At 63.7% G+C, this 15,596-nt stretch carries 12 protein-coding genes; 9 read left to right on the top strand and 3 right to left on the bottom strand.

What is annotated here, in order from left to right; translation table 11 throughout:
• Positions 1–388: 388 nt before the first annotated feature.
• The gene (locus AC1RKJ_RS17635; RefSeq protein ID WP_492792209.1) at positions 389–2,173 is read left to right on the top strand and encodes an acyl-CoA dehydrogenase family protein; all 1,785 of its coding nucleotides are present in this window, start codon (positions 389–391) and stop codon (positions 2,171–2,173) included.
• Positions 2,174–2,204: 31 nt separating this feature from the next.
• Here AC1RKJ_RS17635 and AC1RKJ_RS17630 read toward each other — a convergent pair whose 3' ends face one another.
• Both AC1RKJ_RS17630 and AC1RKJ_RS17625 read right to left on the bottom strand, forming a co-directional pair.
• Positions 2,205–3,167, bottom strand: coding sequence for an NAD(P)H-dependent flavin oxidoreductase (locus tag AC1RKJ_RS17630; protein ID WP_492792208.1), 963 nt, complete (start codon positions 3,165–3,167; stop codon positions 2,205–2,207).
• A 77-nt stretch (positions 3,168–3,244) separates the two neighbouring features.
• On the bottom strand, positions 3,245–4,192 hold the full coding sequence (locus AC1RKJ_RS17625; RefSeq protein ID WP_492792207.1) for a ring-cleaving dioxygenase: 948 nt from the start codon (positions 4,190–4,192) through the stop codon (positions 3,245–3,247).
• 146 nt (positions 4,193–4,338) lie between these two features.
• Between AC1RKJ_RS17625 and AC1RKJ_RS17620 the strand changes: the two genes are divergently transcribed.
• The 6 genes from AC1RKJ_RS17620 (at position 4,339) to AC1RKJ_RS17595 (ending at position 10,727) form a co-directional block, all read left to right on the top strand.
• A complete protein-coding gene (locus AC1RKJ_RS17620; protein WP_492792206.1) occupies positions 4,339–5,103 on the top strand; it encodes a crotonase/enoyl-CoA hydratase family protein in 765 nt (254 codons plus the stop codon).
• Between the two features lie 41 nt (positions 5,104–5,144).
• On the top strand, positions 5,145–6,074 hold the full coding sequence (locus AC1RKJ_RS17615) for a histone deacetylase family protein (RefSeq protein WP_492792205.1): 930 nt from the start codon (positions 5,145–5,147) through the stop codon (positions 6,072–6,074).
• Between the two features lie 213 nt (positions 6,075–6,287).
• Entirely contained in the window at positions 6,288–6,539 is a 252-nt protein-coding gene (locus tag AC1RKJ_RS17610; protein WP_492792204.1) for an exodeoxyribonuclease VII small subunit, read from the top strand.
• A 265-nt stretch (positions 6,540–6,804) separates the two neighbouring features.
• Positions 6,805–8,739: a 1-deoxy-D-xylulose-5-phosphate synthase gene (dxs, locus tag AC1RKJ_RS17605; protein WP_492792203.1), complete on the top strand. Its 1,935-nt coding sequence runs from the start codon at positions 6,805–6,807 to the stop codon at positions 8,737–8,739.
• A gap of 12 nt (positions 8,740–8,751) precedes the next feature.
• Complete coding sequence (locus tag AC1RKJ_RS17600) at positions 8,752–9,483, top strand: TlyA family RNA methyltransferase (protein ID WP_492792202.1); 732 nt, start codon at positions 8,752–8,754, stop codon at positions 9,481–9,483.
• 5 nt (positions 9,484–9,488) lie between these two features.
• Entirely contained in the window at positions 9,489–10,727 is a 1,239-nt protein-coding gene (locus AC1RKJ_RS17595) for a class I SAM-dependent RNA methyltransferase (protein WP_492792201.1), read from the top strand.
• On the opposite strand, the gene AC1RKJ_RS17590 is transcribed toward AC1RKJ_RS17595, so the two are convergent.
• A complete protein-coding gene (locus AC1RKJ_RS17590) occupies positions 10,728–11,567 on the bottom strand; it encodes a DUF1194 domain-containing protein (RefSeq protein ID WP_492792200.1) in 840 nt (279 codons plus the stop codon).
• A 342-nt stretch (positions 11,568–11,909) separates the two neighbouring features.
• Between AC1RKJ_RS17590 and AC1RKJ_RS17585 the strand changes: the two genes are divergently transcribed.
• On the top strand, positions 11,910–13,592 hold the full coding sequence (locus AC1RKJ_RS17585) for a methyl-accepting chemotaxis protein (protein ID WP_492792199.1): 1,683 nt from the start codon (positions 11,910–11,912) through the stop codon (positions 13,590–13,592).
• Between the two features lie 303 nt (positions 13,593–13,895).
• Positions 13,896–15,587, top strand: coding sequence for a methyl-accepting chemotaxis protein (locus AC1RKJ_RS17580; RefSeq protein WP_492792198.1), 1,692 nt, complete (start codon positions 13,896–13,898; stop codon positions 15,585–15,587).
• The last annotated feature ends 9 nt before the right edge of the window (positions 15,588–15,596 follow it).

The following is a 15,596-nucleotide window of genomic DNA, read 5'->3' as shown; positions in this document are numbered from 1 at the left end:
CGGCAAAGTGGAAACCCGGTTTTCAGCGGTAAACAGGCTGCCAAACCATGGGAATTCATGCGGATTCCCGCCGCAACGGCAGCAGGCGGCGTCTGCGAAACAGGGTGCATGGCGCTCGCCGCGGTTGACGCCCCGAGGCCGAAGTTCCGCATGGCGAATGGGTCCCTTGCGGCCCCGAAATCGGCCTGCGCGGCAGTTGAGGGCGCGCCTTTTTCATGGGAAGACAAGAGACGCTCAAACGGCCGCGACAAGAGCCGGGGCGCGAGGAAAAACACCGCAGAACAACGACTTATTGCAACACAACGTGCGCGCGTATCTTGCCCGGCCAGCCGGCCGTCTTGTGAGACCAGCGCCACCGAGGCCCCGCCCGAACAGCGAGATCATGCTCATGACCTACCGCGCGCCGATCACCGACATGCTCCTATCCCTCAACCACGGCGCGGGCCTTTTGGCCGCCGTCGAGGCGGGACATTATAATGGCTACGAAGCGGAGTTCTCAGCTGCGGTCATCGAGGAAGCCGGCAAGTTCGCGACCGACGTTCTGGAGCCGCTCAACCAGGTGGGCGACCGCGAGGGCATCAAGCTCACCGACAAGGGCGTAATCACCGCGACAGGCTGGCCCGATGCCTACAAGCGCTGGTGCGACGGCGGTTGGAACGCGGTGTCGGGCTCCGAGGATTTCGGCGGACAGGGTTTGCCGCTCGCAGTGCATTCCGCCGTCAATGAAATCTGGAGCGCGTCGAACCTGGCGTTCGGCCTGTGTCCGCTGCTGACGCTGAGCGCGATTGATGCGCTCGATGCCCACGGCAGCGAGGACCTGAAAAAAATCTATCTCGAAAAACTCATCTCCGGCGTGTGGCCCGGCACCATGCAGCTCACCGAGCCGCAGGCCGGCACCGACGTCGGCGCGCTGCGCACGCGCGCGGAAAAGAAGGACGACGGCAGCTACCGGCTGTTCGGCACCAAGATCTTCATCACCTACGGCGACCACGACATGAGCGACAACATCGTTCATTTCATTCTGGCGCGCCTGCCCGGTTCGCCTCCCGGCACCAAGGGCATCACGCTGTTTCTTGCGCCGAAATATCTGGTCAACGCCGACGGCTCGCTCGGCGCGCGCAACGATATTTACGCCAGCGGCATCGAGCACAAGCTCGGCATTCATGCCTCGCCCACCTGCACCATGACCATGGGCGACAAGGGCGGCGCGGTCGCCTATGTCGTCGGCAAGGAAAACGGCGGCATGCAGGCGATGTTCACCATGATGAATCAGGCGCGGCTCGGCGTCGGCCTGCAGGGCGTCGGCATCGCCGACCGCGCCTATCAGCGCGCGCTGGCCTATGCGCAGGAGCGCAAGCAGGGCAAGGCGCTCGGCCACAAGGGCGACGGCTCCGATCCGATCATCATGTATCCCGACGTGAAGCGGAATTTGATGCTGATGCGCGGCCTGACTGCCGCGGCGCGGACCATCTGCTACGCCACGGCGGTCGCCATCGATGTGTCGCATCGCGCGACCGACCCGAAGGTGCGCGAGAAGGCTGCCGCGCGCGGAGCGCTGCTGACGCCGATGGCGAAGGCATTCTCCACCGACATCGGCAACGAGGTCGCGGCCATCGGCGTGCAGATCCACGGCGGCATGGGCTTCATGGAAGAAACCGGTGCTGCGCAATACGTCCGCGACGCGCGCATTCTCACCATCTATGAAGGCACCAACGGCATTCAGGCCAACGACCTGCTGATGCGCAAACTGCAAATGTCCGGCGGCGAAGCGGTGTGGGATCTGCTGGGCGAACTCTCCGCCATCGTCTCCAAGGTGGAGGCCTCGAACGATCCGGCCTTCGGCACCACGGGCGCAAAGCTGCGCGACGCCGTGGCGTCCGTGGAGCGCACCAGCAAGTGGCTCCTGGAAAAGATCGCGACATCGCCGGCTGAAGCACTGGCGGGCGCGTCACCTTACTTGCGGATGTTCTCGACCACGCTCGGCGGCTGCGCGCTGGCGAACGAGGCGCTCGCCGCGCGCAACGACGACAACATTCAGGGTGACACCAGCCGTTATGTCACGCTGGCGCGGTTTTTCGCGGAGAACATCACCGTGCAGTCCGGCGCGCTCGAGCGCGCGGTGATGGACAGCGCGACGTCGGTCACCGACTCGGACGCCGTGCTGGCGGAGTAAGCTTTCCCTTGCGGGAAACAGAAAACCCGCATCACGCCAGAAAAGCAGGTCCGCGCCGCAACAGGTTTTCCGCCTGCGCGACCATCCCGTTCAGGATGTCCGCGGCCGGTTGCTGCGCATGGACGAGATCCACCGCCTCCCCCGCAATGACGGCCGCGACGCTTACATCGCCGACGTCACGCGCGGCGGCGTAATGTGCTTTCTGCCGCTCCAGGTCATGCTGCAATCCGTCGCTGTCGGATTCCCAGCGGCGCGAAAAATCATTGACCAGTGTGCGGATGTTCCATGGCTTGGGCCAGTCGTATCCGCGGATCGTGTCGAAGACCTTGCCACGCGCCGTCGAGTCACCTGATGCAGAGACCACCGCGCCCTTGACGCTCGGATGGGCCAGGGCTTCATCGGCCGCCAGAAACGCGGTGCCGCACAGCACGCCGGACGCCCCGAGCATGAGCGCCGCAGCGAGCCCCCGGCCATCGGCAATTCCTCCCGCCGCAACCACGGGCACGTCGCCGACCGCGTCCACCACCGCCGGCACCAAAGGCAGAGTCGAACGCACGCTGCCATGGCCGCCGGCTTCCGTTCCTTGTGCAACGATAATGTCTGCGCCTTCTTCGACTGCAATACGGGCCTGCTCGACCGACTGGATCTGCGCGATCAACGGGAGACCAGCCTGCTTGACGAGCGCAACGAAACTCCCGAGTTGCCCGAATGACAGGAAAATCGCCTTCGGCCTTTGCTCGATTACGATATTCAGCAGATAGGGATTTCGCTCCAGCGCCCATGTAATGAATCCGACACCGACCTGGATATTACCCGCTTCCTTGATTTCCTTCCTGACCCATTCGCTGTCGCAGTAACCACCACCGATCATGCCTAACCCTCCGGCGCTGGTGACGGCAGCGGCAAGTTTGCCGCCGCTCACCATGCCCATCGGAGCCAGCAGGACGGGCGCGGAAATCCCGAGCTTCGCGGTCAGAGTTGTTTCGATGGCCATATACGCTCCCCGTTCTGCGCGGCTGATACTGGCGCAGCACCCCACGTCTTTCCAGCGCTCATTCGCGACTATCGCGATCACACCAGCGGCTTCAGCCCCGCCTCGATCTCCTTGCGGCGCGCTTCGAGAAACGGCGGCAGCGCAAGTTTTTCGCCGAGCGTCTCCATTGCTTCGTCGGTGGCAAAACCGGGGCCGTCGGTGGCGATTTCGAACAGGATGCCGTTCGGTTCGCGGAAGTAGAGACTGCGGAAATAGAAGCGATCGATCTCTCCGCTCGAGTGGACGGCGAATTCGGCAAGCCGCGCGGTCCACGCATGATACTGCGTCTCGTCCGGCGTGCGGAACGCGACGTGGTGCACACCGCCCGCGCCCTGACGCGCGTCCGGCAAATCCTTCTGTCCCAGCACATGCAGCTCCGCGGCGGGACCACCCTCGCCCATCGAAAACACATCGATGCGGTGTTCGCCGTCAGGCGATGCGTAATCGCGGACGCGCGTCATGTTCATCACGTCGGTCAATATCCGCGCGGTGCGCGAGAGGTCGGGCACGGTCAGCACGATCGGCCCGAGCCCGCGAATCTGATGTTCCGCCGGCACCGGGCTCTTCTCCCACGGATGCGCGTCACCCCGGCCGCCATCATCCACCAGCACAAGCCGTTGACCCTCGGGGTCCTCGAACGGAAGGGTCAGCCGGCTGTCGATCTCTGTCACCTTGCCGACATGCGCGCCGAGCTTGATCAGCCGGTCCTGCCAGAAGGCGAGCGTCTTCTCGCCATTGACCCGCAGGCCGGTGCGGGACACGCTGCGGGTGCCGCGCTGCTCCCGCGCCGCCGGCCAGTCGAAGAAGGTGAGATCGGTCCCCGGATTGGCCTTCCCGTCGGCATAAAACAGGTGATATGCGCTGACATCGTCCTGATTGACCGTCTTTTTGACCAGCCGCATGCCCAGCACGCCGGTATAAAATGCCAGATTTCCCTTGGCGTTCGCGGAAATCGCCGTCAGATGATGGATACCGGTGAGTTGCATGGCAGTTTCCCTTCACGAACGAGTGCGGAAATCGATTGGCCACTCTTGCCGTTCTGGCCAATGATGTAGGATGAACTCACAAACGGCGCCAGTCACCTCAATGTTCCAGCGCCCTCTCGCATTCAGAAAACACCCGGGAAACGCCTATGACCGACCACGTGATTGTCACCGATGAAGACGCGGCGCGCATCATCACCATGCGGCGGCCGGACAAGAAAAACGCGCTGACGCAGAGCATGTATCTCGCGATGGCCGAGGCCATCAAATCCGCGCAGTCCGATCCGGACATCCGCAGCATCGTGATTTCCGGCGGCTCAGGCGTCTTCACGGCCGGCAACGATCTTGAGGATTTCGCGAAGGCGAATACCGCGCACGACGACAGCGCCCGGCCGCTCGCGGCGACCCAGTTCCTCAAGGCGCTTGCCTATAACGAGAAGCCGCTGATCGGCGCGGTGGATGGCATCGCCGTCGGCGTCGGCACCACCATGCTGTTTCATTGCGACTACGTTCTCGCCAGCACCACGGCGACGTTCTCGACGCCGTTCATCCATCTGGGTCTGGTTCCGGAGGCCGCGTCCAGCCTGCTCGCGCCGCGCACCATGGGACATCACCGCGCCTTCTCGATGCTGGTCATGGGCCGCACTGTCAGCGCGGAGGAAGCGCGCGAGGCCGGTTTCGTCAACGTTGTGGTCGCGCCCGGACACACCGAGGTCGAGGCGCGCAAGGTCGCGCGCGAAATCGGCGCGCTGCCGAAGGACGCGGTCGCGCTGACCCGCAAGCTGCTCAAGCCGCCGCGCGAGGACGTGCTGCGCAGGATGGACGAGGAGTCGCATCATTTCGGCGAGCGGCTGAAATCCGACGAGGCGCGGAACGCATTCAGCGCATTTTTCGCGCGCAAAAAGAAAGCCTGATCTGATATATCCATATCAGACACAGGAAGATCGGGTTTGAAATGCCGACACTTTACTATCACACCTCTGCTGGCCTGAATCATGTAACCGCCCCCGGCCATCCCGAACGGCCGGATCGCCTGCGCGCCATCGCGGAAGGTCTCGCGAACGAGAAGTTCGATGCACTGGTCCGGCATGAAGCCCCCCTGGCCGACCTCGACACTGTCGCGCTGTGCCATAGCAACGAGTACATCGACGAACTGCGGCACATCTCGCCGAAAGAGGGAATGATCTATCTCGACGGCGATACCTCAATGTCGCCGGGCACGCTGGAAGCCGCGTTGCGCGCCACCGGCGGCGCTGTCGCCGCCGTCGATGCCGTGATGACCAACACCCGCACCAACGCCTTTGTCGGCACGCGCCCGCCGGGACACCATGCCGAAACATCGAAGCCGATGGGCTTCTGTTTCTTCGACAGCGCCGCGATCGCCGCGCGCTACGCGCAGCGCAAGTACGGCATCTCACGCGCGGCGGTGGTGGATTTCGACGTCCATCACGGCAACGGCAGCCAGGAAATCTTCTGGTCGGACCCGAGTGTCATGTATGCCTCGACGCATCAGATGCCGCTGTTTCCGGGCACCGGTGCCACACAGGAGCGCGGCGAGGACGACAATGTCGTCAACGCGCCGCTGCGCGCCGGCAACGGCGGGCGCGAATTCCGCGAAGCGTTCGATCTCGCGATCCTGCCGCGGCTGGAAGCCTTCGCGCCCGAACTGATCGTGATCTCCGCCGGCTTCGATGCGCACTGGCGCGATCCGCTCGGCAGCCTCGAACTGCGTGAGGAAGACTATGCGTGGGTGACGCGCAAACTAATGGAAATCGCCGACACATCGGCGCAGGGACGCATCGTCTCCGTGCTGGAAGGCGGCTACGATCTGCAAGGCTTGCGGGATTCGGTTGCGGTTCACGTCGCGGCGCTGATGAACAACTAACATTTCATTTCGTCATTGCGGGGAGCTCTTGCGACAAAGCAATCCAGCTTTTCCTTCCTCAGACTGGATTGCTTCGCTTCGCTCGCAATGACGGCAGAATCTCTTCCCCCACCGCAATAAATCGCGCTACATTGCCGCCACATTGCGCCCGCAAATCGTTTCTAGATTCCGCGGGCTCTGTCAATTTCAGGACTCGTAACTCGGAAACCGACCATGGCCGAAACCGCACACGCCGACGTCAAGAAGCTGAGTTTCGAACGCGCGATCGAGGAACTGGAATCGATCGTGAAGCGCCTCGAGGACGGCAAGGTGCCGCTCGAAGAGTCCGTCGCGATCTATGAGCGCGGCGAGAGCCTGAAGCGGCGCTGCGAGGAACTGCTGCGTCAGGCGGAATCCCGCGTCGACAAGATCACCACCGACGCATCCGGCCACGCCGCCGGCACCGAGCCGCTCGACGTCCAGTAAACCTGCGCAACCGGCAGCATCGCTTCGGACAATCTCACTTCAGCGGTTCCCGCGCAGATATGGCGGATGTGGAACCATCGGCCGCTCAATTTCGAGCCCTAACAGCCATTTTCCGGCCTCCAATGCCCAAAAGGTGAGGCTCATCGCCACCCCCTAACGGATTGGCATTGTTCTGGAATTGGTATAAGCCACGGGACCGCTTCGGACCTTTCATGGCGCTTTTTGTGCCGGCCGGGCGCTCCCAAACTCATTGCGGATCATTGACGTGTCAAATTCGAGCAAGACTCCTCTCCTCGACGCTGCGCCGACGCCGGACCTGCTCCGCAAGCTCAAACCCGAGCAGCTGCGCCAGTTCGCGGACGAATTGCGGATCGAGACCATCGACACGGTGTCGGTGACCGGCGGCCATTTCGGCGCGGGCCTTGGCGTTGTCGAACTGACCACCGCGCTTCACTACGTGTTCAATACGCCGGACGACCGTATCATCTGGGACGTCGGCCATCAGGCCTATCCGCACAAGATTCTCACCGGCCGCCGCGACCGCATCCGCACGCTGCGTACCGCCAACGGATTGTCCGGCTTCACCAAGCGCGCCGAGAGCGAATACGATCCGTTCGGCGCGGCGCATTCCTCGACATCGATCTCGGCAGGCCTCGGCATGGCCGTCGCACGCGACCTCACCGGCGGCAAGAACAACGTCATCGCCGTGATCGGCGACGGTTCGATGTCCGCCGGCATGGCCTATGAGGCGATGAACAACGCCGGCGCGATGCATTCGCGGCTGATCGTGATCCTCAACGACAACGACATGTCGATCGCGACGCCGGTCGGCGCAATGTCGGCCTATCTCGCGCGCCTGCTTTCCGGAAAGACCTATGGGTCGGCCCGCGAGGCGCTGAAGAACCTCGCACACAAGCTGCCGAAATTCTTCGAGGACCGTGCGCTGCGCGCCGAGGAATACGCGCGCGGCATGGTGACGGGCGGCACGCTGTTTGAAGAACTCGGCTTCTTCTATGTCGGCCCGATCGACGGTCACAACCTCGATCACCTGCTGCCGGTGCTCACGAACGTGCGCGACGCCGCGACCGGCCCGGTCCTGATTCATGTCGTGACGCAGAAGGGCAAGGGCTACGCGCCCGCCGAAGCGGCTGCCGACAAATATCACGCCGTTGCGAAATTCGATGTCGCCACCGGCGCGCAGGCCAAGGCGAAATCCAACGCGCCGTCCTATACGGCCGTGTTCGGCCAGAGCCTCGTCAAGGAAGCGCAGAAGGACGACAAGATCGTTGCCATCACCGCAGCGATGCCCGGCGGTACAGGCGTCGATATCTTCGCCAAGGCATTTCCGGCGCGCACCTTCGATGTCGGCATCGCCGAACAACACGCGGTGACGTTCGCAGCGGGCCTCGCCACCGAAGGCTTCAAGCCGTTCTGCGCGATCTATTCGACATTCCTGCAGCGCGGCTACGACCAGGTCGTGCATGACGTCGCGATCCAGCGCCTTCCGGTGCGCTTTGCCATCGACCGCGCCGGTCTCGTCGGCCAGGACGGCCCGACCCACGCCGGTTCGTTCGACAATGTCTATCTGGGCGTGCTTCCCGGCTTCGTCATCATGGCGGCGGCCGATGAGGCCGATCTCGTTCACATGGTCGCGACGCAGGTCGCCATCGACGACGCGCCGAGCGCATTGCGTTATCCGCGCGGCGAAGGCCGCGGCGTCGAAATGCCGGAAGTTGGCGTGCCGCTTCCGATCGGCAAGGGCCGCATCATGCGCGAAGCTGCCGGGAAAAAATCGAAGGTTGCGCTGCTGTCGTTCGGCGCGCGGCTCGGCGAATGCCTGAAGGCCGCCGACGAACTCGAAACGCTTGGCTTGCCCACCACCGTCGCCGACGCCCGCTTCATGAAGCCGCTCGATCTCAACATGGTTCTCAAACTTGCACGCGAGAACGATGTGCTGATCACCGTGGAGGAAGGCGCTATCGGCGGTTTCGGTACCCATGTGCTGCAGGCGCTGGCCGACAACGGCGCGCTCGACGGCCATGTCCGTGTGCGAAACATGGTGCTGCCGGACACGTTCATCGATCACGATTCACCGGCCGCGATGTACGCGCAGGCGGGTCTCGACGCCAAGGGCATCGTCGCCAAGGTGTACGAGGCGCTCGGCAAGGACATGAAGTCCGAGACGGTGAAGCTGGCCTGAGGGGCAAGGCATATGGCCGAACGCAAGCGCGCGGACCTTTTGCTGGTTGAGCGCGGCTTGTTCGAAAGCCGTGCCCGCGCGCAGGCGGCAATCGAAGCCGGCGGCGTCATCGCCAACGGCAAGCAGATCCTGAAGCCTTCGGAAACCGTTCCTGTGGATGCCGAGATCGCAGCCGAACCCGCGCATCCCTGGGTGTCGCGCGGCGGCGTCAAACTCAGCGGCGCGCTGGAGCAGTATCCCATCGACGTCGAAGATCATGTCTGCGTCGATGTCGGCGCATCGACCGGCGGGTTCACCGAAGTGCTGCTCGCCAACGGCGCGAGCCTTGTCTATGCCATCGATGTCGGGCGCGGCCAGTTGCATCCAAGCCTGCACGGCAATCCGAAAATCGTTTCGATGGAGGAGACCGACATTCGCTCGCTGGCCGGCAAGCGTCTGGAGATCCGGCCCGATGTCGTGGTGATCGATGTCAGCTTCATTTCACTGAAACTCGTGCTGCCGGCGGTGCTGCCGCTGGCGGCCGCGCCGACCCATCTGCTGGCGCTGATCAAGCCGCAGTTCGAGGCCGAGCGGAAGCATTCCAAAAAGGGCATCATCCGCGATGCAACCGTGCATCAGGCCGTGTGCGATGATATTGCCGCCTTCGCGGAGCAGTTGGGCTGCACAAACATCAAGATATTCCCCTCGTCCATCGCAGGCGGTGACGGCAACGCGGAATTCTTTCTCGGCGCACGGCGCGGCTGACGAAGATGACCGAACGCCTCACCATCGATCATGTCGGCCATTTCGGCGATGGCGTTGCCATCGCGAACGGCGCGAGCATCTACGTGCCCTATGCGCTCGGCGGCGAGACCGTCGATGTTCTCCCCTCGCCCGGACACCCGGACCGGCGCGCACTCGCGCATGTCGTGACTGCAAGCCCGGAACGGATCGATCCGTTCTGCCCGCATTTCGGCGCCTGCGGCGGCTGTGCCATCCAGCACTGGCAGCCGAACGCTTACCGGGCGTGGAAGCGGCAGCTTGTGGTCGAGACGCTCGATCACGCCGGCATCTCCTGCGAGGTCGAAGAGTTGATCGACGCGCATGGCACCGGCCGCCGCCGCATGACGCTGCACGCGCGGCAGAGCCAGCAGGATATTTTGCGCGTCGGATTCGCGGCCGCCGGGCGGCACGAAATCATCGCCATCGACCGCTGCCCGATCCTCGACCCGGCCATGAACGGCGCCATCGAGGCGGCGAACGAGATCGCGGAATTGCTGAAGCCCGTCAGCAAGCCGCTCGATATTCAGGTGACGGCGGCGGATAACGGCCTCGACGTCGATGTGCGCGGTTCGGGTCCGCTCAACACTGCAATGCTGTCGGCGCTGTCGAAACTCGCCGAGAGGCACAATCTCGCGCGGCTGACGCGGCACGGCGAGTTGGTCATCATGCGTGCGCCGCCGGTGGTGCGCGTGGGCAAGGCGCAGGTCACGTTGCCGCCGGGCTCGTTCATGCAGCCGACGGCGGCAGGCGAGGAAACGCTGGCCGCGCTGGCCTTCGCGCGAGCCAAGGGCGCCAAACATGTGGCGGATCTGTTTTGCGGATTCGGCCCGTTCGCGTTCCGGCTTGCGGAGAAGTTCAAGGTGTCGGCCTTCGACAGCGATGCGGTCGCGGTGACGGCGCTGCAAAACGCCGTGAAACTCACGCAAGGTCTCAAGCCGATCAGGGCCGAGGCGCGCGACCTGTTCCGCCGGCCGCTGATGCCGCAAGAGCTGCGCGACTACGATGCCGTGGTGTTCGATCCGCCGCGTCAGGGCGCACAGGCGCAATCGCAGCAACTCGCGGCCAGCAAGATCGCGCTGGTGGTCGCGGTGTCGTGCAATCCGGCGACCTTCGCGCGCGATGCGCGGATTCTGATCGACGGCGGCTTCAAGCTCGACAGCGTCGCGCCGGTGGACCAGTTCCGCCACACGCCGCATGTGGAGCTGGTGGCGCGGTTCCGGCGCTGACTACCTTCCCCACCGCTCCTGCCAGATTTTCTCGCCGACCAGACACGACACCCGCGGCTCGCGGGTCGCGGCTGGAACGACGGACAATTCGGGCACGCGATGCGCGACTTCCATCACCAGCTTGGTGCGGATCGCCTCCTTGAACTTTTCCCGCGTCTTGATCGGCACCACGAACGATCCCGCGCCGCCGATCACGCAGTCCTCGTAATAGATATCGAGATTTTCGATATCCATGGTGGCGTAATTGGTTTCCTTCGACATGATCGGCAGGCCGTTGATGGTGACGCCCTTGGCGAGCGCCGCGTCGCGCGCAATCGTGACCGGCTCGCCGTTGTTGTTCGGCCCGTCGCCCGAAATATCGATCACCCGGCGGATGCCGCGATAATCGTTGGCCTCGAACAGCGGCATGGCGAAATTGATCGCGCCGGATATCGAGGTGCGCGAGGCGCGGCGCAGCGGCGCCTTCAGGATTTCGTCGGCGACGGCTCCTGCCGATTCCGGACCGTCGATCACGCGCCACGGGATCACGATCTTCTGGTCGGTGGACGCGGCCCACTCGAAATAGGTCACCGCGACCTTGCCGGTCGGGCCGGTCTTCAGCGCCTGCAAAAATTCTTTCGAGGTGAGGGCGAGCGCGTAGCCTTCGCGCTGCAAGGCCAGTTCGTCCATATCCATGGAATAGGAGACGTCGACCGCGAGGATCAGTTCGACATCGACCCGCTTGGCCTCGTCGGCCTGCGTGGGCAAAGACGGTGTGGCCGGCGCAGCGAGGCCGGGGACATCCCCGCCGGCGATCACCCCTGCCGCAATCACGGCTCCGATCGAGACACACCAGCGCATGGCGAACCTCCCGTCGTCCAGATCAGGATGGTGACACGCCCCGCCCAGCCCCGAAAGCCGGAACCCGAGCCCGCATCGCTTCGTACACAGCAACCGGAATTCCGGTCCTTTTTCGGGCGGACTGCCTCATGGGGAGGCATTTACCAACATTTCACGGAATTTGTTTACGTTTAGCGGTGCGGACGTCCTCCCAACGCCGGGAATGACCCTCCGACTGGAAATTGCCACACAGTGCCAAGCCTTCCCGGGCGTCGAACTTGCGTTCGACCGTCAGGTCCTCCTGTCGCCCAAAGGCATCGTTGATCGCAGACCGGGGGTCAGAAGACCCTAAAGGACATTTCAATGCTCTCCAGGTTCTCCATTCGCACCAAACTCGTTGCCCTCGTTTCATTCCTGCTGATTTCCCTCACCGCCATGGGCGCCTTCGCGATCATCGAGATGCGCGCCATCAATGCGTCCGCGCAGGACATCAAGACAAGCTGGCTGCCAAGCGTTCGCCTGGTCGGCGAATTGCGCACCCAGTCGGCGCGCTACCGCGCCGTGCTGCGCGACTATCTGACCGAACCGGACGAGGCCTTCATGGCCGATATCCAGCGCAATCTCGATGCGCGCGCCAAGGACTACGACACCGCGAACAAGGCCTATGAGCCGCTGATCTCCTCCCCGCAGGAAGCGGCTCTTTACAAGGAACTGTCAGCGACCTGGAAAACCTTCCGCGAGGCCTCCGACGAGGTGATCGCCCACGCCCGCAAGCGCGAAACGGCGCAGGCCCGCGCCGTCAACGCCCAGCGCGCGACGGTGGCCGGCCGCAGCATGGACGCGGTGCTGACCAAGCTGGTCGATCTGAACGACAAGGGCGCAGCCGCATCCGGGCTGAAAGCCGAGAAAGACTACGAAACTGCATTCGCGATCGTCCTAGGCGCGCTGGCCGCGATGGCGCTGGCCGGGTTGACCGCGGCCATCCTCATCGTCCGCGACATCGCCCGCGGCATCGGTTCGGTACTGACCCCGATGCGCGCCCTCGCCGCCGGAAACCTCGACGCCCAGGTCCCGCATCAGGGCGAGAACACCGAGGTCGGCCAGATCGCCGATACGGTGCAGGTGTTCAAGGACGCCATGATCGCCAAGAAAGCCGCCGACGAAGCCGCTGCGGTCGAGGCCGGCGTCAAGATGCGCCGGGCGGAAACGCTGGACAAGGTCACGCGCGATTTCGAAGGCATGATCGGCGAACTGATCGGCTCACTGTCGTCGGCCTCCACCGAAATGGAAGCAACCGCCAGCACCCTGACCAACGCCGCCGACGTCACACGGCAGCTCTCCAGCGAAGCCGCCAATACCTCGCGCGACGTTTCGGAAAGCATCCAGTCCACCGCCACGGCGACCGAGGAGATCACCTCCTCGGTGAACGAGATCGGCCGTCAGGTGCTGGAGTCCAGCCGTGTCGCCCAGGTCGCGGTCAAGCAGGCTGAAAAAACCGATGCCAGCATCACCGAATTGTCGAAGGCCGCGGCCCGCATCGGCGACGTGGTGAAGCTCATTACCGCAATTGCCGAGCAGACCAACCTGCTGGCGCTGAACGCCACCATCGAGGCGGCCCGTGCCGGTGAGGCCGGACGCGGCTTCGCGGTGGTCGCGTCCGAGGTCAAGGCGCTGGCCTCGCAAACCGCGAAGGCCACCGACGAAATCACCACGCAGATCGCGGGAATGCAGGCGGCAACCGGCGACTCGGTCGCGACCATCAAGGAGATCAGCACCACCATCGACCTGATGTCCGAGATTTCCTCGACCATCGCGGCCGCCGTGGAAGAACAGGGTGCCGCGACCCAGGAAATCGCCCGCAACGTGCAGCAGGCGGCCGAACTCTCGGCGCGCGTGGCCGCGAACATCTCGGATGTCGACCGCGGCAACAGCGAAACCGGCGCCGCTTCGGCGCAGGTGCTCTCGGCGGCGCAATCGCTGTCGAAGGAAAGCAACCACCTGCAAACGGAAGTGCAGAACTTCCTCTCGACGATCCGCGCCGCATAACCCGATTCGCCTGGCGAACGATTCAAAACGGCAGCTCTCGGGCTGCCGTTTGTCTATGCATCGGATTGCAAAACCGATTCATGCGTTTGGCGCATTGGGCCTCAGCGCAAATGCCGCACGAAATGGAGTGCTTTCGTGGCTGGCGCGCCGATGCCTTTACGAACATTTCACCCAACATCGCGAAAGTCGAAATCGCGAATCTGGTCCTGAAAGCGGCCCGGATTCGGCCAATCATCTCATCTCCGCACTCTTCCGGCGATGCCAACGCCCACCAACGGGTCAGAAAGACCCAAGGACCCCATCATGCTGTCCAGGCTTTCCATTCGTACCAAGCTCACCGCCGTCATCGCCTTCCTGCTCATCGCCATGACCGCGATGGGACTTCTGGCCATCAGGCAGATGCAGGACATCAACACCAGCGCCTCCGAAATCCAGAAGAGCTGGCTGCCCAGCGTCCGGGTGCTCGGTGAATTGCGCGCCGGCGTCATCACCTACCGCAACGTGATCCGCGAACACATGCTGTCGGAGCTTCTCGATGAAAAGCTGGCCCAGGAAAAAACGCTGGATCTGGTCGTCGAAGGCAACACGAAAATCCGCCAGACCTACGAGACGCTGATTACGTCACCGGAAGAACGGGCGCTGTACAACGAATGGGCCGCGGTCTGGGAAGAGTACAAGAAGGGCGCTGCAGCGGTGATGAAGCTATCGCGTGAAAGCGCGGGCAAGAAACCAACCGAAGCGCATGACCTGAATACGATCACCGTCAACCTGATCGGGATCAAGGCCGACGGCATTCTGAAAAAGAGCATCGAACTCAACAACAAGGGCGCCGATGCGGCTGGCCTGGAAGCCAGCAACAGTTATGCGACGGCGTTCAAGATGGTCGTCGGGGCGCTCGCTTTCGCGATCATCTCGGGCATCGCGATCGGCTTCTACCTGATCCGCGACGTCTCGCGCGGCATCACCTCGATCGTGACGCCGATGAAGGCGCTTGGAAGCGGTGATCTCACGGCCATGGTGCCGCATCAGGGCGAAAAGACCGAAATCGGAACGATGGCGGACACCCTGCAGGTCTTCAAGCAGGCGCTGATCGACAAGAAGGCCGCCGACGAGACCGCGGCGATCGAGGCCGATGCCAAGATCCAGCGCGGCCAGCGGGTCGATGCCATCACGCGGGATTTCGAATCGCTGATCGGCGAACTGGTCGAGTCGCTGTCGTCGTCCTCGACCGAACTGGAAGCAGCGGCCAATACGCTGACCAGCACCGCCGAGACCACCGGCAAGACCTCGGGTGCTGCCGCCAGCGCCTCGCAGGAAGTGTCGAGCAACGTGCAATCCGTCGCGGTGGCGACCGAGGAAATCACCTCATCGGTCGGCGAGATCGGCCGCCAGGTGCAGGAATCCAGCCGCATTGCCAACGAGGCCGTGCGTCAGGCGCAGAAGACCGACACCAGCATCACCGAACTCTCGCAGGCTGCAAACCGCATCGGCGACGTGGTGAAACTGATCACGGCTGTCGCCGAACAGACCAACCTGCTCGCGCTCAACGCCACCATCGAGGCCGCCCGCGCCGGCGATGCCGGCCGCGGCTTCGCCGTGGTCGCCTCCGAGGTCAAGGCGCTCGCCGCGCAGACCGCCAAGGCGACCGATGAAATCAGCGCGCAGATCGCCAACATGCAGACGGCGACGCGGGAGTCGGTGACCACGATCAAGGAAATCGGCACGACCATCACCCTGATCTCCGAAATTTCCGCGGCGATTGCCGCGGCGGTGGAAGAACAGGGCGCCGCGACCCAGGAAATTTCCCGCAGCGTTCAGCAGGCGGCGGAATTGAGCGGCGAAGTCGCCAACAGCATCACCGATGTCAGCCGGGGTGCGGGCGAAACCGGTGCCGCATCCGGCCAGGTGTTGTCGTCGGCGCAGATGCTGTCGAGCGACAGCGCCCGCCTGAAGATGGAAGTGCAGAAATTCCTCACCACGGTTCGCGCGGCGTAAGCTTCGTCG

It is taken from the genome of Afipia sp. GW822-FHT04G07, from assembly GCF_058800765.1.
The sequence above is the reverse complement of the archived record's forward strand: the minus strand, read 5'-3'. Positions and strand labels throughout refer to the sequence as shown.